Annotated in this window: 20 protein-coding genes; 4 read left to right on the top strand and 16 right to left on the bottom strand. The window is 65.6% G+C overall.

Annotation, left to right across the window (positions count from 1 at the left end):
* Positions 1–9 precede the first annotated feature (9 nt).
* The 3 genes from ABZE94_RS06650 to ABZE94_RS06640 all read left to right on the top strand — a co-directional run bounded on the left by ABZE94_RS06650 (position 10) and on the right by ABZE94_RS06640 (position 3259).
* Entirely contained in the window at positions 10–498 is a 489-nt protein-coding gene (locus ABZE94_RS06650; protein WP_372874750.1) for a copper chaperone PCu(A)C, read from the top strand.
* A gap of 235 nt (positions 499–733) precedes the next feature.
* Positions 734–1054: a DUF2946 domain-containing protein gene (locus ABZE94_RS06645; protein ID WP_372874749.1), complete on the top strand. Its 321-nt coding sequence runs from the start codon at positions 734–736 to the stop codon at positions 1052–1054.
* Between the two features lie 84 nt (positions 1055–1138).
* Complete coding sequence (locus tag ABZE94_RS06640) at positions 1139–3259, top strand: TonB-dependent copper receptor (protein WP_372874748.1); 2121 nt, start codon at positions 1139–1141, stop codon at positions 3257–3259.
* Between the two features lie 301 nt (positions 3260–3560).
* On the opposite strand, the gene ABZE94_RS06635 is transcribed toward ABZE94_RS06640, so the two are convergent.
* From ABZE94_RS06635 to ABZE94_RS06560, 16 genes are all read right to left on the bottom strand, one after another.
* A complete protein-coding gene (locus ABZE94_RS06635; RefSeq protein ID WP_372874747.1) occupies positions 3561–4304 on the bottom strand; it encodes a substrate-binding periplasmic protein in 744 nt (247 codons plus the stop codon).
* A 20-nt stretch (positions 4305–4324) separates the two neighbouring features.
* On the bottom strand, positions 4325–5659 hold the full coding sequence (locus tag ABZE94_RS06630) for a GGDEF domain-containing protein (protein WP_372874746.1): 1335 nt from the start codon (positions 5657–5659) through the stop codon (positions 4325–4327).
* A 1-nt stretch (position 5660) separates the two neighbouring features.
* Positions 5661–6419 (bottom strand): substrate-binding periplasmic protein, encoded by a 759-nt coding sequence (locus ABZE94_RS06625; RefSeq protein WP_372874745.1) that lies wholly within the window; start codon positions 6417–6419, stop codon positions 5661–5663.
* Positions 6420–6612: 193 nt separating this feature from the next.
* Positions 6613–7566 (bottom strand): adenosine deaminase, encoded by a 954-nt coding sequence (locus tag ABZE94_RS06620; RefSeq protein WP_372874744.1) that lies wholly within the window; start codon positions 7564–7566, stop codon positions 6613–6615.
* A 132-nt stretch (positions 7567–7698) separates the two neighbouring features.
* Positions 7699–9054, bottom strand: coding sequence for an 8-oxoguanine deaminase (locus ABZE94_RS06615; RefSeq protein ID WP_372874743.1), 1356 nt, complete (start codon positions 9052–9054; stop codon positions 7699–7701).
* A gap of 131 nt (positions 9055–9185) precedes the next feature.
* Positions 9186–9872, bottom strand: coding sequence for an SDR family oxidoreductase (locus ABZE94_RS06610; protein ID WP_372874742.1), 687 nt, complete (start codon positions 9870–9872; stop codon positions 9186–9188).
* A gap of 68 nt (positions 9873–9940) precedes the next feature.
* Positions 9941–10525, bottom strand: coding sequence for a YigZ family protein (locus ABZE94_RS06605; RefSeq protein WP_372874741.1), 585 nt, complete (start codon positions 10523–10525; stop codon positions 9941–9943).
* A gap of 4 nt (positions 10526–10529) precedes the next feature.
* Complete coding sequence (locus ABZE94_RS06600; RefSeq protein WP_372874740.1) at positions 10530–11195, bottom strand: TetR family transcriptional regulator C-terminal domain-containing protein; 666 nt, start codon at positions 11193–11195, stop codon at positions 10530–10532.
* 306 nt (positions 11196–11501) lie between these two features.
* Positions 11502–12791 (bottom strand): NTP/NDP exchange transporter, encoded by a 1290-nt coding sequence (locus tag ABZE94_RS06595; RefSeq protein WP_372874739.1) that lies wholly within the window; start codon positions 12789–12791, stop codon positions 11502–11504.
* 165 nt (positions 12792–12956) lie between these two features.
* Positions 12957–13880 (bottom strand): aldo/keto reductase, encoded by a 924-nt coding sequence (locus ABZE94_RS06590; protein WP_372874737.1) that lies wholly within the window; start codon positions 13878–13880, stop codon positions 12957–12959.
* A 399-nt stretch (positions 13881–14279) separates the two neighbouring features.
* The gene (locus ABZE94_RS06585; protein WP_372874736.1) at positions 14280–15203 is read right to left on the bottom strand and encodes a response regulator; all 924 of its coding nucleotides are present in this window, start codon (positions 15201–15203) and stop codon (positions 14280–14282) included.
* A 153-nt stretch (positions 15204–15356) separates the two neighbouring features.
* Entirely contained in the window at positions 15357–16088 is a 732-nt protein-coding gene (gene phoU, locus ABZE94_RS06580; RefSeq protein WP_372874734.1) for a phosphate signaling complex protein PhoU, read from the bottom strand.
* 177 nt (positions 16089–16265) lie between these two features.
* The gene (gene pstB / locus ABZE94_RS06575) at positions 16266–17099 is read right to left on the bottom strand and encodes a phosphate ABC transporter ATP-binding protein PstB (protein WP_372874733.1); all 834 of its coding nucleotides are present in this window, start codon (positions 17097–17099) and stop codon (positions 16266–16268) included.
* Between the two features lie 67 nt (positions 17100–17166).
* On the bottom strand, positions 17167–18843 hold the full coding sequence (pstA, locus tag ABZE94_RS06570) for a phosphate ABC transporter permease PstA (RefSeq protein WP_372874732.1): 1677 nt from the start codon (positions 18841–18843) through the stop codon (positions 17167–17169).
* Positions 18844–18858: 15 nt separating this feature from the next.
* Complete coding sequence (locus tag ABZE94_RS06565) at positions 18859–21144, bottom strand: phosphate ABC transporter permease (RefSeq protein ID WP_372874731.1); 2286 nt, start codon at positions 21142–21144, stop codon at positions 18859–18861.
* A gap of 181 nt (positions 21145–21325) precedes the next feature.
* Positions 21326–22294, bottom strand: coding sequence for a PstS family phosphate ABC transporter substrate-binding protein (locus tag ABZE94_RS06560; RefSeq protein ID WP_372874730.1), 969 nt, complete (start codon positions 22292–22294; stop codon positions 21326–21328).
* Positions 22295–22674: 380 nt separating this feature from the next.
* On the opposite strand from ABZE94_RS06560, the gene ABZE94_RS06555 reads away from it, so the two are divergent.
* Positions 22675–23076 carry an acyl-CoA thioesterase gene (locus ABZE94_RS06555; protein WP_172148389.1) on the top strand — a complete coding sequence of 134 codons (402 nt, stop codon included), beginning with the start codon at positions 22675–22677 and terminating at the stop codon, positions 23074–23076.
* The last annotated feature ends 6 nt before the right edge of the window (positions 23077–23082 follow it).

The following is a 23082-nucleotide window of genomic DNA, read 5'->3' as shown; positions in this document are numbered from 1 at the left end:
AGAGTCCCCATGTTGAAGAAAACCCTGTTCCTGGCCGCACTGCTCGGCACCAGCCTGCTGGCCAACGCTCACGACTACCGGGTCGGCGAGCTGCAGATCGAACACCCTTGGTCGCGCGCGATGCCGCCGGTGGCGCCGACTGCCGCGGCCTACTTCGTGGTGCACAACCGGGGCGCCGATGCCGACCGCCTGCTCGGCGTGCACACCTCGTTGGCCGGCAAGGCCGAACTGCATGAGCATGTGCACGCCGATGGGGTGATGAAGATGCAGCAGGTGCAAGACGTTGTCGTGCCCGCCGGTGGCGAAGCCCGGTTCGAGCCCATGGGCTATCACGTCATGCTGTTCAACGTGCGGCAGCAAGCCAAGGACGGCGAGCGCTTCCCTCTGACCCTGACCTTCGAGAAGGCCGGTGAGATCGAGGTGGAGGTGGCGGTGCAAACCGAGGCGCCCGTAGCCACGGCTGAGCCGACTAGCGGGGACGCCGCCCATCAGCATTGATGGGGTTGAGCGCTTGTAAAGGAGCTCCCGCCTACTGCGACCGCCACCTAGCGCCTTGCCGCGAACACCAGGAGACGTTCTCGCTACGGCGCTCGATATTTTCACAACCTCTGACTTGACCGGGGACAAGGAGCGTCCCGCCGCGCCTGGTGATAATCGCCGCGCAGTCAATGGGCGCTGATCGATGCAAACAGACAGCTGGGTAGACAGGCGGGGCGCAGGGGCGAGGTCGGCATTGCTGGCCATGCTGCTGCTCTGCGTCGGCCCGCTGCTGTCGCAATGGTTGCTGCCGGCGCAGGCGGAGCCGGACTGCAGTGAGCATGCTGTCAGCCGCTCTGCGGCTGCCGGCGACAGCCATGGGCATGATCCGCTATGGGCCAAATGCGGCTACTGCACCCTGTTGTTCAGCAGCCCGGCGCTGGCCAGCCCGGCGCTGGTGCTGACCGGGTCTGCGCCATTCACGCCGTTCTTCATCCCCGCCGGCGGCTCGCAACATGCGCCCGCTTCGCCGGTATTCCCCGGTTCGCGCAGTCGCGCACCGCCGCTGCTTTCCTGATCGTTATTGCTGCTCTCACGCGCCGGCACCGTCTGTAGGACGGCTGTTGCCGGCGCGCCGAATTGTCTCGATCTTGGAAAAGCCATGTCTGCCCTAACCTGTGTCCGTATTCCAGGCACCTTGCGTCTGCCTGCTCCTTTTCGCCTGGCGCCGCTGTGCGCTGCACTGGCCGCCGCCATGTTCTGCAGTTCCCTGGCGCTGGCCGATGAAGCGGCCATCGAACTGGCCCCGCTGGTCATCACCGGGGCCAGTCACCACTCGCCGTTGACCGTGGTCACCGACCCCAAGCAACCGCGCCAGCCGATGCCGGCCGCCGATGGTGCGGATTATCTGAAGACCATTCCCGGCTTCAATGCGATTCGTAACGGCGGCGCCAACGGCGATCCGCTGTTTCGCGGCATGTTCGGCTCGCGCCTGAATATCCTCATGGATGGCGGCCAATTGCTCGGCGCCTGCCCCAATCGCATGGATGCGCCGACCTCCTACCTGTCGCCGGAAAATTTCGACCAACTGACCGTGATCAAGGGGCCGCAAAGCGTGCTCTGGGGGCCGGGCGGCTCGGCGGCGACGATTCTTTTCGAGCGTGATACCCAGCCCTTCAACGAACTGGGCGGGCGCGTCGACGGCAGCATCCTGGCCGGCGCCAACGGCCGTTTCGACCGGCGCATCGACGCCACTGCCGGTGGCAGCCAGGGTCACCTGCGCGTGCTGGCGAACAAGGCCCAGGCCGATGACTACCGGGATGGCAACGGCGAGACGGTGCCGTCGCGCTGGGCCAAATGGAACAGCGATGTGCTGCTCGGCTGGACCCCGGACGACGATACCCTGATCGAGCTGAGTGGCGGCCGTGGCGATGGCGAGGCGCGCTACGCCGGGCGCGGCATGGACGGCAGCCAGTTCCTCCGTGAGAGCCTGGGGCTGCGCTTCAGGAAGGACAACATCGGCAAGCTGTTCAGTGCGCTGGAAGGGCAGGTCTACTACAACTATGCCGACCACGTGATGGACAACTTCAGCCTGCGCAGCCCCTCGGGCACCGGCATGATGGCCAATCCGCTGGCCAGCAACGTCGACCGACGCACCCTGGGCGGCCGCCTGGTCGGCACCTGGAACTGGCAGAAGATCGAGCTGAAGGCCGGTATGGACGGGCAACGCAACGAACACCGCAAGCGCGCGTCCAGCTTCGACATGATGAGCAGCACCTATACCGACTACGACCAGTTCGCCTGGGACAAGGACGCGGTGTTCCACAACTACGGCCTGTTCGGCGAGCTGACCTGGCAGGTCGCTAGCGGCCGGCGCTGGATTGCCGGTGCGCGGCTGGATCGCGCCTCGGTCAAGGATTACCGCCAGACCCTGGGCAGCGGCATGACCCTGCGCGCCAACCCGACGGCCGACGACACCCGCAGCGATACCCTGCCCAGCGGCTTCCTGCGCTATGAGCGGGATCTCGCCGGCATGCCGGCGATCGTCTATGCCGGCCTCGGGCATACCCAGCGCTTCCCCGATTACTGGGAGTTGTTCTCCGCCAGTCACGGTCCGCTCGGGTTTGTCCAGCCGATGGAAAACCTCGACCCGGAAAAAACCACCCAGCTCGATTTCGGCGCGCACTACCGTGGCCGCGCGTTCGAGGCCTGGGCCTCGGCCTACGTCGGCCAGGTGCGTGACTACATCCTGTTCAGCTACGGGCCCGGGCTGATGCCGGGGCAGACCCGCTCGCAAGCCAGCAATATCGATGCACGGATCATGGGCGGCGAGTTGGGCGCCGGTTACCGGCTGGACAGCAACTGGAAAACCGATGCCAGCCTGGCCTATGCCTGGGGCAAGAACAGCTCGGACGACCGCCCACTGGCGCAGACGCCGCCGCTGGAGGCGCGCTTCGGCCTGGCTTATGAGCGGAGCGACTGGAGTGCCGGGGCGCTGTGGCGGGTGGTTGCCGCGCAGAACCGGGTGGACGAGGGCAAGGGCAACGTGGTCGGCAAGGACTTCGGCAGCAGCAGCGGGTTTGCCGTGTTCTCGCTCAACGCGGCTCACCGGTTGACGCCTGAGGTCAAGCTCAGCGCCGGCGTCGACAACCTGTTCGACCGCCACTACAGCGAGCACCTGAACCTGGCCGGCAACGCCGGTTTCGGCTTCTCCATGGATGACCCGCAAGCGGTCAACGAACCGGGCCGTATCCTCTGGAGCAAGCTCGACTTCAGCTTCTGAGTGCGCCTACCGGCCGCGATGCCTGCCGCCCAGACCGGCGATCATCGCGGCTGGGCCGGCGTTGTAGGAGCGGCCGCTCCGTTTTCGACGCCGCGCTGTCGTGCAGCAAACTGGAGGCTCGCCCCCTATCGTAGGAGCGGCTTCAGCCGCGAAGCTTTACTGTGCGGCGAATAATTCGCGGCTAAAGCCGCTCCTACGAAAACGTAATAATCCATAAAATCAATGATATACGGGTTGCTTGATAAGCGTTGTAGGATAGTTGAGCATAGCGATCCCCATCGGCGATCAAGCACTAATGCGGCTACTCGGGCTCCGCTTCGCCGTTCATCAGCCGCGTCAGCAGCCCCTCGCGCTTGAGGCTGTCGAACGCGGCGCGGCTTCGCGTCACGATCGCGTCGGCCGTCGCGCGGCTGTAGGCCATGTACAGGCCGCTGCTGAGCGCGTCCAGGGTGTAGACCCGCTCCAGGCTGGCGAAGTCGACCCCGGCCTCTGCGCACTGCAGCCTGGCGTCGCGCTCCGGCATGGGCACCAGTTGGACCTGCCTATTCAACAGCCGCCTGAAGTTGTTGCGGTTGTGCGCCGCGATCACCAGCTTGGTGAAACCCTCGGCCTGTAGGTACTGCTGGCGCACGTCGTCGCGCAGCACGCCGATGCTGTAGTGCTTCGCGTCCGCCAGTGTGCGCACCCGAATGTCCGGCTGTCCGCGTAGCTTGTAGAGGTGGTAGTCGATGCGCATGACCTCGCCCACCCACTTGAACAGCGGTTCGCGTTCCGGCGTGCGGGCGATCAGGTAGATCAGCACATTGGGTTGTTGCAGCGCCATGTCGTAGGCGCGCGCCCAGGGGTAGAGGGCCAGGCTGTAGTCGGTGAGGCCGGCGCGCTGCAGCATGGCTTCGACCACTTGGCTCGCTGGCCCGCCGACTCGACCGTCTTGCCGGAAGGTGAAGGCGGTGTCTTCGGTGACGGCCTCGATGCGCTCGGCGTGGCCGTTGCCGCAGAACAGTACCAGCAGCAGGGCGAAGCAGATGGTTGGGCGCAATCTCATGAGGGGCCTCGGTGTGGTGATCAAACGGCGACTCGATCGCGCCCAAGATGCTTGGCCCGATAGAGGGCCTGGTCGGCGCGCAGCATAAGCACATCGAAATGATCCATCGTTTCCGACTCGATCTGGGCGACGCCGATGCTCAGTGTCACATGGGCGGCCACCGGCGAACTGCTGTGCTCGATCGCCAGCTCCGCCAGCTCCTGACGCAGGCGTTCTGCGGCCGTGCATGCCTGAGCGCTGTCGGCGCCCGGCAGCAGCACGGCAAATTCTTCGCCGCCGATCCGCGCCACCTGCTCGCCGGCGCGGGCGAAGACCCTCTTCAGGGTGTCGGCCACCGCTTGCAGGCAGCGATCGCCGAGGGCATGGCCGTAGGTGTCGTTGTAGAGCTTGAAGCAATCCAGGTCGCACATCAGCACCGACAGCGGGTGGCCCAGGCGCAAGGCACGGCGAAACTCGATGTCCTTGAGTTCGTCGAAATGCCGGCGGTTGGCCAGTCCGGTCAGCGGGTCGCTGCGTGACAGTTCCTCCAGGCGCCTATTGGCCGCGCGCAGTTCGGCCGTACGCGCTTCGACCAGTTCGGCCAGGTGGTCGCGGTGTGCGGCCAGGTCCTGTTCGTCCTGGCGTTGCCGCTCGAGGAAGGTCGACAGCTTGTCTTGCAGGTCGTTGACGCCCACCTCCAGCAGGCTCAGTTCGTCCTGGTGCGCCTCTGAGCGGCCGAGATGCAAGGTCCGCTTGAGATTGACGGGGGACAGCTGAGCCAGGTGGCGGGCGATGTGCTGCACGTGCACGGTGACCGAGCGATTGAACATCCACATGATCAGCCCCGCCAACAGCAGCGACTGAATGATCTGGGTGACGATGATTTTGGCCACTTCCCTTTGCAGGCGCTGCCAGAGCAGCTGTTCATCGCCTTCCAGGCTCAGCTCGCCGACCGTCTCGCTGGCGCCGGGGTAGGGTTCGTAGATCAGCATGTGCCGTAGCGCGGGCGCCAGGGTTGAGGTCGAGGACGATCCGCGCGGCTGCTCGAGTATTTCCGGCGGGCGTCCGGCGCGCAGAATACGCAGCTCCACCCGGCCCACCGGGGCCGCCTGGGCGACGCTGTCGAGCTGGGTCTGCAAGGATTCGCGGTCCACTTCCCAGAGCGCCTTGGCCAGCGTGCGCTGGAACACCTGGTCGATCAGGGTCAGTTCGCTGGCCATCGCTGTCAGGTTGGCGTGCCAGGCCGACCAGGTGCGCACGGCGACCGTGATCAGGGTGAACACCAGGCAAAACGCCAGGGTCGCCAGCACCAGCCGGCGGCCGAGCGAGCCCGTAAGGCGGGGGCGCGTCGTCTCGTTGGCGGGCTGGCCAAACACGCTACAACCACTTCCTGGCGATGGCGTCGTAGGTGCCGTTGCTGCGGATGGCTTGCAGCCCCTGGCGGAAGCGCTCGACCAGGGTGTCCGCGGTCTGCAGGCTGAAGGCCATGTGCAACCCGTCGTCACCGCCGAGGTCGGGCAGGCTCAGCACGGGCACCACCGTTGTGGCCGGGTCATCACCTGCCTGGCGGATCAGGTAGCGAGCGTTCAGCTCATTAGACACCCACAGGTCGACGCGGCCGGCTTTGAGCTTTGCGTAGTTATGCTTGTATTTGTTGCTTGACTGCAGGTTCTTGCCGACCGTGAAGCCATTGGCTTCCAGATACTGCTCGCCAGCGTCTTTCTGGACGGTGGCTGTCTGGAATTGGCGAGCATCGTCGAGGTGATCGAGCTGGATCTGCTTGTCGGGTAGGGAAAACAGGAACCAGTGCGTTGGCGCGATGACGCCGACCCACTTGAACAACTTCTCGCGCTGGGCGGTGCGGGTGATCGAGTAGATCAGCACGTTCTCCGCGTTCTGCGCGATGTCGTAGGCGCGGGCCCAGGGCATCGACTGGATGCTCGCCTGCACGCCGATCTCCTCGAGCACGGCCTGCACCACCTCGGTACTCATGCCGGTGACTCGCCCATCCTCGGTCATGTTGTAGGGCGGCAGCTCCTCGGTGACGATGCGGATCTCGTCGACCGCGACGGCCAGCTGCGCGAAGCCGGCCAGCCCGGCGAAGAGCAGGGCGCGAACGCGTGGGCAGGTGAGCATGGGCTGTTTCATCGGGCGGCAATCTCGGCGACGGCAATAAGCCGGGTGCGGTTGATGGCAGTGACGGCCATTAGCCGGGTGTCACTATGACATCATTGAATCAAGTACACCTTCTGTATCGGCGCCGGGAGCGCAAACTTCAGCATGCTCTGTCGGTACTGCCAGGTGCCTGCGCCGGACGGCGCAGGTCAGCTCAACGGCCTGTTAAACGCGCGTCCAGGCTGTTCTGCGCCAGGCGCCGGGCCTGCGCCTCGGTCATGCCGAGGCTGTCGTGCAGGGCGGCGAAGTTCTCGCTGACGTAGCCGCCGAAGTAGGCCGGGTCGTCCGAGTTGACCGTGACCTTCACGCCGCGCTCGAGCATCTGCAGGATGTTGTGCTGGCGCATGTCGTCGAACACCCGCAGCTTGATATTCGACAGCGGGCAGACGGTCAGCGGGATCTGCTCGTCGATGATCCGCTGCATCAGCCGCTCGTCCTCGCTGGCGCGCACGCCGTGGTCGATGCGCTGCACCTTGAGCAGGTCCAGGGCCTGCCAGATATACTCGGGCGGGCCTTCCTCGCCGGCGTGAGCGACGGTCAACAGGCCCTCGCTGCGCGCCTTGGCGAACACCCGCTGGAACTTGCTCGGCGGGTGGCCCTGCTCCGAGCTGTCGAGGCCGACGGCGATGAAGGCGTCGCGAAACGGCATGGCCTGCTCCAGGGTCTTGAACGCTTCTTCCTCGGACAGGTGACGCAGAAAGCTCAAGATCAGGCCGTGGCTGATGCCCAGTTGTTGCTCGCCATCGGCCAGCGCCTGCTTGATCCCGCGCAGCACCACCTCGAAGGGGATGCCGCGGTCGGTGTGGGTCTGCGGGTCGAAGAAGGGCTCGGTATGGATCACGTTCTGCGCCTGGCACTTGAGCAGGTAGGCCCAGGTCAGGTCGTAGAAGTCCTGCTCGGTGCGCAGCACGTCGGCGCCCTGGTAATAGAGGTCGAGAAATTCCTGCAGGTTGTTGAACGCATAGGCGCCGCGTAGCGCCTCGACATCCTTCCAGGGCAGGGCGATCTTGTTGCGTTCGGCCAGGGCGAACAGCAACTCGGGCTCCAGCGAACCCTCCAGGTGCAGGTGCAGTTCGGCCTTGGGCAGCGCGGTGATCCAGTCGTACATGGTGAGGTCTCGCTATCGGGCGTGGTTGCTGATGAGTTTAACCGCGTAGGGCGGGTGCAACCCGCCGCATGACGAATTGGCGGGTGCACCCGCCCTACAGTTCCGTAGCTGGCGCATGCGCATTGGCAATCGCTAACCGGCAATCAATTCGCGTGCCGCCTGACGGTGGTCGGCGATCAGCTGCGCCACATCCAGCCCCTCGATCTGGCCGTCGATCACCCGCCACTGACCGCCGATCATCATCCGGTCGGCGCGGTCGGCGCCGCACAGCAGCAGGGCCGAGAGCGGGTCGTGGCTGCCGGAGAAGCGCAGTTCGTCGAGTTTGAACAGGGCGAGATCCGCCTGCTTGCCCACCGCCAGCTCGCCGATGTCCGAGCGTCCGAGCAGGCGCGCCGAGCCCTGGGTGGCCCAGCCCAGCACCAGTTGCGGGGTGATTTTTTCGGCGCCGTAGCGCAGGCGTTGCAGGTACAGGGCCTGGCGCGCCTCGAGGATCAGGTTGGAGGCGTCGTTGGAGGCCGAACCGTCCACGCCCAGGCCGATCGGTGCGCCGGCCGTTTCTAAGTCCAGGGTCGGGCAGATGCCCGAGGCCAGGCGCATGTTCGAGCTGGGGCAGTGGCAGATGCCGGTGCCGGCGGCGCCGAGGCGGGCGATCTCATCCGGGTTGAAGTGGATGCCGTGGGCCAGCCAGGTGCGCGGGCCAAGCCAGCCGACGCTGTCCAGGTAGTCCACGGTGCGCAGGCCGAAGCGCTGCAGGCAGAAGTCTTCCTCGTCGAGGGTCTCGGCCAGGTGGGTGTGCAGGCGCACGTCCAGCTCTTCGGCCAGGGTGGCGCTCTGGCGCATGATCTCCGGCGTCACCGAGAAGGGCGAGCAGGGCGCCAGGGCGATCTGGATCCGCGCCCCGGCGCCACGCTCGTGGTACTGGCGAATCAGGCGCTGGCTGTCGGCCAGGATCACCTCGCCCTGCTGCACTGTCTGCTGCGGCGGCAGGCCGCCGTCGGCCTGGCCCAGGCTCATCGAACCGCGGGTCAGCATGGCGCGCATGCCCAGTTCGCGCACCGCCTCGACCTGCACGTCGATGGCCTGCTCCAGGCCGTCGGGGAACAGGTAATGATGATCCGCCGCGGTGCTGCAGCCCGACAGCAGCAGTTCGGCCAGGGCCACCTTGCTGGCCAGCGCCAGCTTGTCCGGGGTCAGGCGCGCCCACACCGGATACAGGGTGGTCAGCCAGGGGAACAACGGCTGGTTGACCACCGGCGCCCAGGCGCGGGTGAGGGTCTGGTAGAAGTGGTGGTGGCAGTTGACCAGCCCCGGCAGCACGACATGCTCGCGGGCGTCGAAGACCTGATCGCAGGGGCGTGACGGCTGCTGGCCGGTGCCGAGCAGTTCGACGATCAGGCCGTCCTCGATCACCAGGCCGCCGGCGGCGTCGAGCTGGTTGGCGGTGAAGATGGCCAGGGGGTTGTTGATCCAGATGCGGGTAGCTGCCATGAGCAGGCTCCTCTGAGGGTGAATTCAGGTTAGCCAGCTCAGTGTTGACCCTGTCTGCTGATCCAGGTGCGCCGGATGGCGTACCGGGAAAGATACCTGCCCGGGCGGTCAGGATCAACCGCCGCCGCGCTTCACCAGGGGATGTTCTGGCCCTGGTAGTCGATGAAATGATGGCCGCCGAGTCCCGCATGCCGCTCGATCTGCGTCACCAGGCCCTGGCAGCTGGTGGTGATTTCCACGCTGGCGCCGGCGCCGCCCATGTCGGTCTTGACCCAGCCGGGGTGCAGCGACAACACCGTCGGGCGCGGCTCGGCCAGGCTGCAGACCAGGCTGTTGGTCAGCGAGTTGAGGGCGGCCTTGCTCGCCTTGTACAGCGCCAGGTCGCTACCCTCCGGGTTGGCCACGCTGCCCAGCAGCGAACTCATGAACGCCAGCACGCCGCTACCCGGGCGGATCTGGCCGAGCAGGCGCTCGGCCAGGCGAATCGGCGCGACCGCGTTGGTCATGAACAGCTGGCCCAGTTCGGCGGCGGTGGCGGCGCTGACCGACTGGTGCGCGGGGCCGAGGATGCCGGCATTGATCAGCAGCAGGTCGAACACCTCGCCCTGCAGGCGTTCGGCCAATGCCTCCAGCGCGGCGCCGTCGTCGATATCCAGGGCCTCGATGCGCACGCCCGGCAGGGCCTGCAGCGCCTCGGCGGCTTGTGGGTCGCGCACTGTGGCGATGACCTGCCAGCCATCGGCGTGCAGCTGCTTGGCCAGGCCGAGGCCGAGGCCACGGGAGGCGCCGACGATCAGGGCGGTTCGAGTCGAGGTCATGGGGTCAGCTCCAGAGGATAACGGGTTGGGCCGGGCTCCGCGGAGCCCGGCGTGAGAGGCGCATGCGCCTACAGCCGGCGCAACTCGATGCGCCCGCGGCTGATATCCGCCAGCAGCCGCTGCAGCTCGGCGAAGCGTGTTTCGGGCACTGCCAGCTGCAGTTCGGCGCCGCTGGCATCGAAGGTCTCGCTGTCCAGCACGGCGTCCAGTTCGCCCAGGCGCGCCTTGAGCAGCGCCAGCTCGGCGAAGCCGCAGTGGCAGGCGCAACGGCTGCGCGTCTGCAGTTCGATGCCTTGGCCGCCCTGCAGGCACTTGTTGGCGCTGCCGCCATAGGCGCGGGCCAGGCCGCCGGTGCCGAGCTGGATGCCGCCGTACCAGCGGATCACCAGTACCGCCACCTGGTCGAAAGCCTGGCCTTCGATGGCGGCCAGGATCGGCCGGCCGGCGGTGCCGCCCGGTTCGCCGTCGTCGCTGAAGCGGTACTGGTTGCCGACCTTCCAGGCCCAGCAGTTGTGCGAGGCGCCGGGGTCGCTGGCGGCGGCGATAAACGCCTGCGCCTCGGCCGCGCTGGCAACCGGCGCGGCGCGGGCGAGAAAGCGGCTCTTGCGGATCTCCTCGCGGTACTCGCAAGGGCCGAGCAGGGTGAAGGGCATGGGTTCAGGAGGCCGGTGGAGTCAGGCCGCAGCCCTTGAGGATGATGCGCACCAGGTTGTCGCCGGCCTCCTGAAAATCCGCCTTGGTCAGGCGCGTGCGGCCGGTGACCCGGCAGATCTGCGAGGCGAAGTCGGCGTAATGCTGGGTGCTGCCCCAGAGCAGGAAGATCAGGTGCACCGGGTCGACCGGGTCCATCTTGCCGGCGGCGATCCAGGCCTCGAATACCGCGGCGCGGCCGCGGAACCAGCTCTGGTAGTCCTGGTTGAAGAACGCCGACAGGCACTCGCCACCGCTGATCACCTCCATGGCGAAGATCCGCGAGGCCTTGGGGTAGCGCCGCGAGAACTCCAGCTTGGCGCGGATGTAGCGGGCCAGCGCCTCGGCCGGGTCGTCGTCGACGCTCAGGGTGTTGAAGGTGCTGTCCCAGAGCTCGAGGATGTCGCCCAGCACCGCCAGGTACAGGCCCAGCTTGTTGTTGAAGTAGTAGTGCAGGTTGGCCTTGGGCAGGCCGACGGTCTGGGCGATGGTGTTCATGCTGGTGCCCTTGAAACCGTGGCGGGCGAATTCTTCCTCGGCGGCGGCAAGGATCGCTTCTTCGTTTTTCTGGCGGATGCGCCCGGCCGGTTTGCTGGCGGCATGGGCGCTGTGCGCGGGGACTTCGACGGTCATGGGGCGGTTCCGCAGTGGTCAGGTTTTCAGACGCCTGCACTGATAACCCACTGTCGTCGAGGTGACAAGCGCAAGGCGCAGAAAAACGCTGCGGATGCTCTTCGGTCCAGCCGATGCACCAGGGTTGTGCGTGTGGATGGCGTGGCGAGGTGTTTTCGGCTCTGGCGGTGCGCCCTGGTAGCCCGTATGCAATCCGGGGAAATCTGCCGGCTACCCATCGTTCGCGGATAAGCCTTGGCGCAATCCGGGATCGCGGCGCCCCCGGATTGCGCTGCGCTTGTCCGGGCTGCGGGGCGGCGAACCGCTTCAGTCGCGCTGCTCGGCTTTGGCCTGTTCCGGGCGCCCGCCCAGGTACCAGCCCAGCGCGCCCCACACGGCGGCCAAGGCGGCGCCGACCAGGGCGGCGATCAATACGCCCTGGCTGAGCATATCGAGCAGGGCCTTGGCCCAGGCGCTGACGGCGTCGCCGCCGCGGTAGACCACGGTGTCGATGAAGTTCTTGGCCTTGTACTTGGTCAGCGCGTCGAGCGGGGCGAAGAGCATTTCCCGGCCGGGGCGGACGAAGGCGTACTCGCCGACCCGGCGCACGATCATCAGCGCCGCGAGCATGGCGAAGGTCGGCGCCAGGGCCAGGCCGAGAAAGCCCAGGCAGACCAGCAACGGCACCCCGGCCAGCAGCGCACGCAGGCCGAATTTCTCCGCCACCCGCCCGGTGACGAACAGCTGGGCCAGCAGCGCCAGTGCCTGCACGCTGAAGTCGATCAGGCCGAACACGCGGATCTGCTGGTTGCGTTCCGGGAAGGTCAGCTCCACCAGGCGTGCCTGTTCGAAGTAGAGGAAGGTGCTGGCGGTGGCCAGGAGGATGACGAAGGCGCTGATGCCGAGCAGGTAGGGCGAGGCCAGCACCCGGGTGATGCCGCTGAACGGATTGCCCGTCACCGGCTCGCGCGGGTGCTCGCTGGGCGGTGCGCCGGGCCGGCCGGCGCCGCCGCGGGCACGCCAGGCCATCAGGTAGTGCTTGGCCAGCACGGCCACGCCGAGCAGCATGGCGGCGCAGAGGATCAGGCCGCTCTGGCCGATGGCACCGATCAGTAGCGCGCCCAGTGCCGGCCCGGCCAGACCGCCGCAGCTGGCGCCGGCGGCGATAAAGGCGAACAAGCGACGCGCCTGCAGCGCGTCGAATACGTCGGCCATCAGGCTCCAGGCCACCGAGACCACGAACAGGTTGTAGACCGAGATCCACACGTAGAACACCCGCGCCGCCCAGATATCGTCGCCGGCCTGCTGGAACAGCGCGGCGAAGGCCAGCAGGTTGAGGATGAAGAAGCCGTACGCCCAGTCGATATAGCGCGCCCGCGGCACCCGCGAATTGAGCCAGGCGAACAGCGGCACGGCGGCGAGCATGACGACGAAGGTGGCGCTGAACAGCCATTGCAGGTTCTCCACCCCGCCGCGAATACCCATCGCCTCGCGGATCGGCCGCAGCATGAAATAGCCGCTGAACAGGCAGAAGAACAGGCCGAAGCCGCACAGCGCGGCGAGCAGTTCGGCCGGTTTGGCGTTGATCGCCTTGGCCAGGCGCTGGCGTGGGGGCATTGAGCTTTCCTTCTCTTCGCCTCGGGCAAGGTCGGGCCGTGCATATTTACACAGGTGACCAGCTATCTCGTAGGAGCGGCTTCAGCCGCGAATCTTCGATGCACCGCCAAAGCTTCGCGGCTGAAGCCGCTCCCACAGGTGGGTGGGTCCGGTATTCCCCGCGCTTCAGCTGAACGCCCGCGCGATCCGCTCGCGCAGCGCCGCATCCGGCAGGCGACCATGCCCGGCCATGAGGTTGTCGGCCATGTAGCGCGCCTTGGAGGTGGCCGGGATCACCACGGTCGCCGCCGGGTGGGCGAGGATGAACTTGAGCAGCAACTGCGCCCAGGAGGTGGCGTCGACCTCGACCGCCCAGTCCGGCAGCGGCTTGCCCTCGACCCGGTCGAACAACTGGCCGCGCTGGAACGGCCGGTTGATCAGGGTGGCGATGCCGCGGTCGGCGCAGTAGGGCAGCAGGCGCTTCTCGGCGTTGCGCTCGGCCACCGAATAGTTGAACTGGACGAAGTCCAGCGGCTCCTTCGCCAGCACCGCGAGCAGGTCGTCGTGGGCCGACTCGCGGTAATGGGTGATGCCGATGTAGCGCACCTTGCCCTGTTCCTTCAGCTCGCGCAGCAGGGCCAGCTGGGTGCGGGTGTCCTGCAGGTTGTGTACCTGCAGCAGGTCGAGCCGCTCGGTTTGCAGGGCGCGCAGGCTGGCTTCGACCTGGGCCATGCCGCGCTCGCGGCCGCGGGCGGAGACCTTGCTGGCGAGAAACGCCTTGTCCTGGGTGCTGGTGCGCCTGAGCAATTCGCCGCTGACCGCCTCGGCGTTGCCATAGCTGGGGGCGGTGTCGATCAGCTTGCCGCCGCCGTTGATAAAGGTGCGCATCACCTCCTCCAGTGGGTCGAGGCTGGCGTCGTCGAGGCTGACATTGAAGGTGCGCAAGGTGCCCAGGCCGATCACCGGCAGGAATTCGTCGCTGCCGGGAATGCGCCTCTGCAGCAGTTGCTCGGGATCCAGGGCTAGGGCGCCGCGCGCCAGCCAGGGCGCTGCGGCGGCGAGGCCAAGCAGGACGGCGCTGCGCTGAATGAAGTGACGACGGCTGGGCATGGGATCCTCCGCGGTGGCACTGCATGGGTATCGAGCATAGTTGTGTGACCGCCCTGTACGCCAACTGCGCCGGAGCAGTTGTTACCTGGTGTGTCGCGTTCCGGGTGGTCGCCCGGGCCGCCCTATCTCAGGGACCAGCGCCGGGACTGATGAGAGGGGGCGCCCCGTCTCCGATGCCGCGCTGTCGCGCAGCAAACGGGGGGGGCAATCGTGTCTGTCGGCTTGTGGGTACCTGTAGGAGCGGCGCTCCGTAGGGTGTCTATGGACTCCTCCACAGCCGCAAGCTTCGAATTGTTGAAAGTCAGCGGCGCGGCGAGAATCCGGCGGGCTGTCGCGTCGCTCCGAACGGATCGCCGCCCGGACCGCCCTACGCCTTGACCCATTGCCCGAATGGACCGATCAGGCGCCGGGGACGAAGTGCTTCTGCGTGGTTCCGCGGGCGATCAGGCGCGACAGGTAGTCGAGTTTCTGCGGGTCGCGGTCGACGAACTTGAGCGTCAGCAGCAGCCAGTCGCTGTCCGGCTTGGGCTCCAGCGCCGCCACCGCGTGCAGGTAACCGTTGAGCCGCGCCACCTCCGCGCCTTCGCCCTGCTCCAGATCGAGCACCGCGCTCTCCAGCACCTGCGGCAGCAGTTCGGCACGCTTGACCACCAGCTGGGCTTCCTTGAGGCTGAGCGCCTTGATCACGCAGTTCATGGTGCCGCCAGGCAGGCGCAACTGCCCCTGACCACGTCCGCCCGGAGCCTGCCCCGCAGATTTGGCCGAAGCGGCTGGCGCTGCGGCAACCTCCTGGCGCGCCACTAAGGCCTCTGACGGAGCGGTGGCCGCCGGCTTGCTCACCTGGGCCTGACCGCCGCCGGTCAGCGCCGCCAGGGAGTCATTGGCGAAGCCACCACTGCCGAGCATTTTCGGCGGCGCACTGGCCGCCAGAGCTTGCAGCTTGCCGGCACGACTCAGGGCCTTCTTGACCTTGGTCACCAGCTGTTCGTTGGAGAAGGGCTTGCCGATGAAGTCGGAAACACCGGCCTGGATCGCCTGGATCACGTTGTCCTTGTCGCCACGGCTGGTGACCATGATGAAGGGCACGGTTTTCAGGGTGTCCTGCTCACGGCACCAGCTGAGCAACTCGAGTCCGGACATCTCGGGCATTTCCCAATCGCAGAGAATCAGGTCGATGCTTTGTCGGCCGAGCAGTTGCTGGGCTTTGCGCCCGTTGACCGCTTCGACAATCTGCACGCCGGGAAAGTGGTCGCGCAGGCCCTTTTTAACCAGGTCACGGATAAAGGTTGCATCGTCCACTACCAGTACGCTGACTTTGCTCATCGGCCACTCCCGTTCGAATGGCTCCAAGCATAAACGCGGCCAATGGCCAAAGGCCAACCCTAAAGTGGCTATTGGTCATTTCAGGGTTGGCCGATCAACCTTACCGTCCCAGGGCGCCAGGGCCCTGCGCCATCAGGTTCGCAGGCGTGGCGCTCAGCGGTCTTTGCCGGTGCCTTCTACTTCTTCCTTCATGCGGGTCAGGCCCATGTGCTTCACATCGGTACCACGGACCAGATAGATCACCAGTTCGGCGATATTGCGCGCGTGATCACCGATACGCTCCAACGAACGCAGGGCCCAGATAATGTTGAGCACCCGCGAGATCGAGCGCGGGTCTTCCATCATGTAGGTGACCAGCTCGCGCAGGGCGGTCTTGTATTCGCGGTCGACGGTCTTGTCGTACTGCGCCACCGACAGGGCCAGGTCGGCGTCGAAACGGGCGAAGGCGTCCAGCGCTTCCTGCACCATCCGGCGCACCTGGTCGCCGATATGCCGCACTTCCACGTAACCGCGTGGCGCTTCGCCTTCCTCGCACAGGAGGATGGCGCGCTTGGCGATCTTGGTCGCTTCGTCGCCGATGCGCTCGAGGTCGATCACCGACTTGGAGATGCTGATGATCAGGCGCAGATCGCCCGCAGCTGGCTGGCGACGGGCGAGGATGCGCACGCATTCCTCATCGATGTTGCGCTCCATCTGGTTGATCTGGCCATCGATCTCGCGCACTTGCTGGGCCAGACCGGAGTCGGCATCGATCAGCGCGGTGACCGCATCGTTGACCTGCTTCTCGACCAGGCCGCCCATGGCCAGGAGGTGGCTGCGTACCTCCTCCAGCTCGGCGTTGAACTGCTGGGAGATGTGCTGGGTGAGGTTGTCTTTGTTGATCATTGGTTCGCTCCGCGAAAGCTGCCGGCTTGGGTAACCGTGGTGCGCACGGCGCACCCTACACGTTGAGTTCAGCACTAAGGCCCTTGGAAAGCTCTCTCTGGCGCGAAGAGGGCGCGCTGAAAGTACGAGTAGTACGGCAAGCGCGCCCGACAAAGCCAGGGAGTATTTGCCATGGCCTTAGCCGTAGCGGCCGGTGATGTAGTCTTCCGTCTGCTTCATCTCCGGGTTGGTGAACAGCCGGTCGGTGTCACCGAACTCGATCAGTTTGCCCATGTACATGAAGGCGGTGTAATCCGACACCCGCGCCGCCTGCTGCATGTTGTGGGTAACGATGACGATGGTGTACTTGGATTTCAGCTCGTAGATCAGCTCTTCGACCTTGAGGGTGGAGATCGGGTCGAGCGCCGAGCAGGGCTCGTCGAGCAACAGCACTTCCGGCTGCACCGCCACGGTACGGGCGATCACCAGGCGCTGCTGCTGGCCGCCGGATAGCCCCAGGGCCGACTCATGCAGACGGTCCTTGACCTCGTCCCACAAGGCCGCGCTCTTCAGGCCCCACTCCACCGCCTCATCGAGCACACGCTTCTGGTTGATGCCCTGGATGCGCAGGCCATACACCACGTTCTCGTAGATGCTCTTGGGGAAGGGGTTGGGCTTCTGGAACACCATGCCGACGCGACGGCGCAGCTCGGCGACGTCTTCGCCCTTGCGGTAGATGTCGCGCCCGTCGAGGTTGACTTCACCGTCGACGCGGCAGCCGTCGACCAGATCGTTCATCCGGTTGAAGGTGCGCAGCAGGGTCGACTTGCCGCAACCGGACGGGCCGATAAACGCGGTGACACGCTGCTTGGGGATCTTCAGCTTGACGTCGAACAGCGCCTGCTTGTCGCCGTAGTACAGGTTCAGACCCGGCACCTGAATCGCCACGGTTTCCCCGGCCAGGTCGAGGCTCTGCTTTTCCCGGCCCAGGGCCGTGATGTCGATGCCGTGTGTGTGTGCTTGGTGCTGCATGGGATGCTCCCTACGCTAACAATTCGTTATCACGCTGGCTGCCACTATGACAGCCAACGAAAAGGATTTAATGATCCAGCGCCTTGTACTTCTCACGCAGGCGGTTACGCATGAACACCGCCGTGAGGTTCAGAATCGCGATCACCAGCACCAGCAGCAGCGCCGTGGCGTAGACCAGCGGCCGCGCGGCCTCGACGTTGGGGCTCTGGAAGCCGACGTCGTAGATGTGGAAGCCCAGGTGCATGATCTTCTGATCCAAGTGCAGGTAGGGGTAATTGCCGTCCAGGGGCAGCGACGGCGCCAGCTTGACCACGCCGACCAGCATCAGCGGCGCCACTTCGCCGGCGGCACGCGCCACGGCGAGGATCAGGCCGGTCATCATCGCCGGGCTGGCCATCGGCAGCACCACGCGCCAGAGCGTCTCGATCTTGGTCGCGCCGAGGGCCAGCGAACCTTCGCGCAGCGCCCGCGGAATCCGCGCCAGGCCTTCTTCGGTGGCGACGATCACCACCGGCACGGCGAGCAGCGCCAGGGTCAGCGAGGCCCACAGCAGGCCCGGCGTACCGAAGGTCGGCGCCGGGGCGGACTCGGGGTAGAACAAGCGGTCGATCGAACCACCCAGCACATAGACGAAGAAACCCAGGCCGAACACCCCGTAGACGATGGCCGGTACGCCGGCCAGGTTGTTCACCGCAATGCGGATCACCCGGGTCAACGGCCCCTGCTTGGCGTATTCGCGCAGGTAGATGGCCGCCACCACGCCGAACGGGGTGACGATCACCGCCATGATCAGGGTCATCATCACGGTGCCGAAGATCGCCGGAAAGATACCGCCCTCGGTGTTGGCCTCGCGTGGGTCGTCGCTGACGAACTCCCACAGCTTGACGCCGTAGAACTGCAACTTGCCGAGGGGCGACATGGCGTTCGGCTGATAGGCCCGCACCACCTTGCCCAGGTTCAGCTCGACCTCGCGGCCATCGGCGGTGCGCACCGTGGCGCTGTCGCGATTGAAGGCCTCGTAGAGCGCCACCAACTGGCTTTCCAGCACCTTGTACTCGGCATCCCACTGCGCCCGGTCCATATCCAGATCGGCCTGGGCCTGTGCATCCAGCCGGCCTTGCAGTTCCAGCTTGCGGGTTTGCAGGCGAATGCGCTCGAGCCCGGCGTTGATCCGGCCGATGTCTTTCTTCTCCAGGCGCACCACCTGCGCATGCAGTTCGTCGACGCGCGCCATGCGCTGCTGGAGGACGTCCCAGGCGGCATCGCCCTCGGCGACCAACTGGCCATTTTCCTTGACGTTGACCAGGTAGCCGTAGAGGTTGCCCCATTCACGCCGCTCGAATGCCGTGAGGGCTGGCGGGGTGCGCTGGTCGCTCAACCATTCGCCCACCACCCAGCTGAAGTCGGCGCCGTAGAGGTCGCGGTTGCCCACCTTGAACAGCTCGCGGGTCATGAACTCGCCGCCTTCGGCCGCCACCGGCAGCCCGGAAGCCGCCAGACGCGCGCGCGGGATCTCTTCGATCTGGGTGATCTCGCCGGCCATGACCTTGGCCTCCTGGCCCGGCACCTGATAGACCGCTTCGACGATATCGGCCGGCCAGAAGTGAGCGAGGCCGCGGGTGGCAATCACGGCGAGCAGACCCAGGGTCATGATCACGGCGATGGACACCGCGCCGGCGTTCATCCAGATCCACGGCGAACCGCTTTTGACCCAGGCTTTTACGGAATTCTTTTTCACGGACATATACCTTCCAAAGCCTTAGAGCGACGCGTACTTGACGCGCAGACGCTGGCGCACCAGTTCCGCGAGCGTGTTCATGACGAAGGTGAAGGACAGCAGCACCAGCGCCGAGAGGAACAGCACCCGGTAATGGGTGCCGCCGACCGCCGACTCGGGCATTTCCACCGCCACGTTGGCGGCCAGGGTGCGCAGGCCCTCGAAGATGTTCATGTCCATGATCGCGGTGTTGCCGGTGGCCATCAGCACGATCATGGTTTCGCCGACCGCGCGGCCCATGCCGATCATTATCGCCGAGAAGATACCGGGGCTGGCGGTGAGGATGACCACCCGGGTCAGGGTCTGCCAGGGCGTCGCACCGAGGGCCAGGGAACCGAAGGTCAGGCTCTTCGGCACACTGAACACGGCGTCTTCGGCAATCGAGTAGATCGTCGGGATCACCGCGAAGCCCATGGCCAGGCCGACCACCAGGGCGTTGCGCTGATCGAATGCGATGCCCAGATCATTGCTCAGCCAGGCGCGCATGTTGCCGTCGAACAGCCAGACTTCCAGCTGGCCGCTCATGCTCAGGGAGACGACACCGACCAGCAGGATCACCGGGATCAGCAGCGCGGCTTCCCAGCCATCCGGCACCATCAGGCGGATCGACTCGGGCAGGCGGCTCCAGGCGAAACCGGCCAGGAGGATGCCTATCGGAGTGAAGATCAGCAGGCTGAAGATGCCCGGAAGATGCCCCTCGACATAGGGCGCGAGGAACAGGCCGGCGAAGAAGCCGAGGATCACCGTCGGCAGCGCTTCCATCAGTTCGATCACCGGCTTGATCTTGCCGCGCATGGCCGGGGCCATGAAATAGGCGGTGTAGATGGCCGCGGCAATCGCCAGCGGCGCCGCCAGCAACATCGCGTAGAACGCGGCTTTCAGGGTGCCGAACGCCAGCGGCGCGAGGCTCAGCTTGGGCTCGTTGTCGGTACTGGCCGAGGTCGACTGCCAGATGTAGTCGGGCTGGTCGTAGTTTTCGTACCAGACCTCGCCCCACAACGAACTCCAGGACACTTCCGGGTGCGGGTTGTCGACCAGCAGCCGCTGCAGCTGCCCTTGCGCCTCGACCAGTACACGGTCGGCGCGCGGCGACAGGCCGGCCAGGGCCGCGCCTTCGGTCAGCGGCTCGACCAGCAGGGTGCGGTGCGCGGTGCTGTGGAAGATACCCAGGTTGCCTTCGGCATCCAGAGCCATGAAACCCTTACGGCGTTCTTCCGGGAGAATCTGGGTGATGGCGCTGTCGCCCATCTGGAAGCTGCGGATCGACTTCAGGTACTGCTTGCCGTCCTCGTCGCGGACCATGAACCACTGCTGGATGCCGCCCTTGCTGTCGCCGATCATCAGCGAGATACCGCCGAGCAGCCCGGTGGCGTTGGTGACGTCGGTGGCGCCATCGCTGAGCAGCTTGTAGCGGCCATTCAGTTCCTTGGTGCGCAGGCTGAAGACGTCCGCCGTGGCGCGACCATTGATCACGTACAGCCACTGGTGGCGTGGGTCTACGATCAGCGCCTTGATCGGCTCGGAGATCTGCGCCAGGGCGATACGGTCCTCGCTGAGGGTCACCTCGCCGGTCATCAGGTTTTCTTCCCGGCCGAGACTCAGCACATGCAGATTGGTACCGGTGGAGGCCGTCAGCAACAGGCTGCCGCCGTTCAGGCTGACGCCTACGTGGTCCAGGGCGCGACCTTGCCCGTCGAGACTGATCGCGGCTTCGCCAAACGGGTAGTCGATCCGTGGCGTAATGGTTTTCACATCGTTCGGGTAGCTGATCGGGTAGGCATGTTCGAACACCAGCACCTGGCCGTTGGACAGGCCCAGGGCCACGCGATTGCTGCCCGGCTGATCGAGCCCTACCGAAACCACTTGGCTGTCGGCTGGCAGCGGCAGGTCGACGGCGCTCAGCGCCGCCATGCTCTTGGCATCGAAAAACTGCACCTGGCCGCGCGCATCGAGGCGCATGGCCACCCGGTTCTGCTCCTCCACCGCCAGCAACAGCGGCTGGCCAGCCTCGGCCAACCAGGCCGGCTGCACAGGCTGGCGCGCCTCGAGGTCGGCCCCCTGGAACATCGGCAAGACGATGTAGGCCAGGTAGAAGAAGATCAGGGTGATGGCGCCCAGCACCGCCATGCCGCCGATGGAAACGAACCAGCGGGCCAGGTGATCCTTCAGCGCACGCATGCGCCGCTTGCGCAGCAAGGCCGGGGTATTGAAGTCCAGCCTCAGGGATTTGGGCGAGGCGGTCACGGTTTCACGAGCCAGGTCATTCATAGTAAGAGCATCTCTGCGCGGCCATGAGCGCGCCGTAATTTCATTCGTGGCACAGGCTGAGCAATGTAGCCAGCTTGTGTGACAGAAAAGTTACAGCACGCAGACAAAGCGACGCCCGCCTCTCTGTCCGAGAGGCGGGCGCGGCTACAAAACTGGCGTCCCTGCCGGTTGAGCCTGGTAGTTACAGGCCCAGTTCCTTCATGGTCTTCTCGACCACCTTGCTCGGCAGCGGGATGTAGCCATCCTTGACCACCACTTCCTGACCCTGCTTGGACAGCACCAGCTTGATGAACTCGGCGTCCAGCGGGCTCAGGGCCTGGTTTGGCGCCTTGTTGACGTACACGTAGAAGAAGCGGGCCAGCGGGAACTTGCCGGCCAGGGCGTTTTCTTCGTTGGCTTCGAAGGCTTCGCCGCCTTTCTTCGACAGCGCTACAGCCTTGACGCTGGAGGTCTTGTAGCCAATGCCCGAGTAACCGATGGCATTCAGGGTGCTGGAGATCGACTGCACCACGGAAGCCGAACCCGGCTGCTCGTTGACGTTAGCCTTGAAATCGCCTTTGCACAGGGCCACTTCCTTGAAGTAGCCGTAGGTGCCGGATACCGAGTTACGACCGAACAGCTGCAGCGGCTTGGCTGCCCACTCGCCGGTCAGGCCGACGTCGCCCCAGGTCTTGATGTCGCTGGCGCCACCGCACAGGCGGGTGCTGGAGAAGATCGCGTCGACCTGCTCGATCGACAGGCTCTTGATCGGGTTGTCCTTGTGCACGAATACCGCCAAGGCATCGATGGCCACCGGAATGGCAGTCGGCTTGTAGCCATACTTCTGCTCGAAGGCCTGGATCTCGCTGTCTTTCATGGCGCGGCTCATCGGCCCCATGTTGGCGGTGCCTTCGGTCATCGCCGGTGGCGCGGTGGAGGAACCGGCGGCCTGGATCTGGATGTTGACGTTCGGGTAGTTCTTCTTGAACTCTTCTGCCCACAGGGTCATCAGGTTGGCCAGCGAGTCGGAGCCGACGCTGGACAGGTTGCCCGACACACCGGACGTCTTTTCATAGGTCGGCAGAGCCGGGTCGATAGCGGCGACCGCAGTGGCGGTGGCGACACCAGCGGCGACGAAAGTCATGGCCGCCATCAAACGCTTAAGTTTCATGCCTTGCTCCTAGCAGAATTTAGTGTTGGATTGAACGAGCCCAAGTATCTGCAGCCCCTGTGACCAATCTATGAAATCAATGTGACAGTTGGATGAACGCCGGGCATTTTGCCGGCGCCCGAGCATGCCGGCCGCCTTCCGGCGTTCATGGCAAGGCGAGAATAGCGATCCGTAGGGCGGCTTCGGAGCGCAGCGACAACCCGCCATGAGCCCATGGCGCACTGCCTGCGGGCGCCTGAAGGCGATCGCAGTAGGCGGGAGTTTGTTCACAGCCTCTCAGCCGGTATACTCGCCAAACCCGCATCCTTGCGGGCCTGCAGGCTGTTGCAAGCAGCCATTGCAGACCCATAACAACAACCGCGCCGCGAGCCGTAATCGAGATGAACGACTTCGAACAGGATGACCCGATTCCCCAAGGCGATCTGGCGTTGCAGATCACCGCGCTACCACGCGAGACCAATGGTTTCGGCGACATCTATGGTGGCTGGCTGGTATCGCAAATGGATTTGGCCGGTACCGCCATGGCCAGCAAGGTCGCTGGCGGCCGCGTGGCAACGGTGGCGATCGACCGCATGGCCTTTCTGGTGCCGGTCGCCGTCGGCGCGCAACTGTCCTTCTACACCCAGGCCCTCGAGATCGGCCGCAGTTCGATCCAGATGCTGGTCGAGGTGTGGAGCGACGACCCGCTGTCCAGCGAATGGCGCAAGGTCACCGAGGCGGTGTTCGTCTTCGTCGCCATCGACGGCAGCGGACGCACCCGCCCGGTACCGGCACGCCGGTAGTATGGG

The organism is Pseudomonas sp., from assembly GCF_041601375.1.
Lineage (GTDB): Bacteria > Pseudomonadota > Gammaproteobacteria > Pseudomonadales > Pseudomonadaceae > Aquipseudomonas.
Note: the sequence above shows the minus strand (reverse complement) of the source record. Positions and strands in the feature narration are given on the sequence as shown.

Coding starts and splice junctions, on each gene's coding strand:
- ABZE94_RS06650 (WP_372874750.1), top strand. CDS start 10: ATGTTGAAGAAAACCCTGTTCCTGGCCGCACTGCTCGGCACCAGCCTG.
- ABZE94_RS06640 (WP_372874748.1), top strand. CDS start 1,139: ATGTCTGCCCTAACCTGTGTCCGTATTCCAGGCACCTTGCGTCTGCCT.
- ABZE94_RS06635 (WP_372874747.1), bottom strand. CDS start 4,304: ATGAGATTGCGCCCAACCATCTGCTTCGCCCTGCTGCTGGTACTGTTC.
- ABZE94_RS06625 (WP_372874745.1), bottom strand. CDS start 6,419: ATGCTCACCTGCCCACGCGTTCGCGCCCTGCTCTTCGCCGGGCTGGCC.
- ABZE94_RS06620 (WP_372874744.1), bottom strand. CDS start 7,566: ATGTACGACTGGATCACCGCGCTGCCCAAGGCCGAACTGCACCTGCAC.
- ABZE94_RS06615 (WP_372874743.1), bottom strand. CDS start 9,054: ATGGCAGCTACCCGCATCTGGATCAACAACCCCCTGGCCATCTTCACC.
- ABZE94_RS06610 (WP_372874742.1), bottom strand. CDS start 9,872: ATGACCTCGACTCGAACCGCCCTGATCGTCGGCGCCTCCCGTGGCCTC.
- ABZE94_RS06605 (WP_372874741.1), bottom strand. CDS start 10,525: ATGCCCTTCACCCTGCTCGGCCCTTGCGAGTACCGCGAGGAGATCCGC.
- ABZE94_RS06600 (WP_372874740.1), bottom strand. CDS start 11,195: ATGACCGTCGAAGTCCCCGCGCACAGCGCCCATGCCGCCAGCAAACCG.
- ABZE94_RS06595 (WP_372874739.1), bottom strand. CDS start 12,791: ATGCCCCCACGCCAGCGCCTGGCCAAGGCGATCAACGCCAAACCGGCC.
- ABZE94_RS06590 (WP_372874737.1), bottom strand. CDS start 13,880: ATGCCCAGCCGTCGTCACTTCATTCAGCGCAGCGCCGTCCTGCTTGGC.
- ABZE94_RS06585 (WP_372874736.1), bottom strand. CDS start 15,203: ATGAGCAAAGTCAGCGTACTGGTAGTGGACGATGCAACCTTTATCCGT.
- phoU (WP_372874734.1), bottom strand. CDS start 16,088: ATGATCAACAAAGACAACCTCACCCAGCACATCTCCCAGCAGTTCAAC.
- pstB (WP_372874733.1), bottom strand. CDS start 17,099: ATGCAGCACCAAGCACACACACACGGCATCGACATCACGGCCCTGGGC.
- pstA (WP_372874732.1), bottom strand. CDS start 18,843: ATGTCCGTGAAAAAGAATTCCGTAAAAGCCTGGGTCAAAAGCGGTTCG.
- ABZE94_RS06565 (WP_372874731.1), bottom strand. CDS start 21,144: ATGAATGACCTGGCTCGTGAAACCGTGACCGCCTCGCCCAAATCCCTG.
- ABZE94_RS06560 (WP_372874730.1), bottom strand. CDS start 22,294: ATGAAACTTAAGCGTTTGATGGCGGCCATGACTTTCGTCGCCGCTGGT.
- ABZE94_RS06555 (WP_172148389.1), top strand. CDS start 22,675: ATGAACGACTTCGAACAGGATGACCCGATTCCCCAAGGCGATCTGGCG.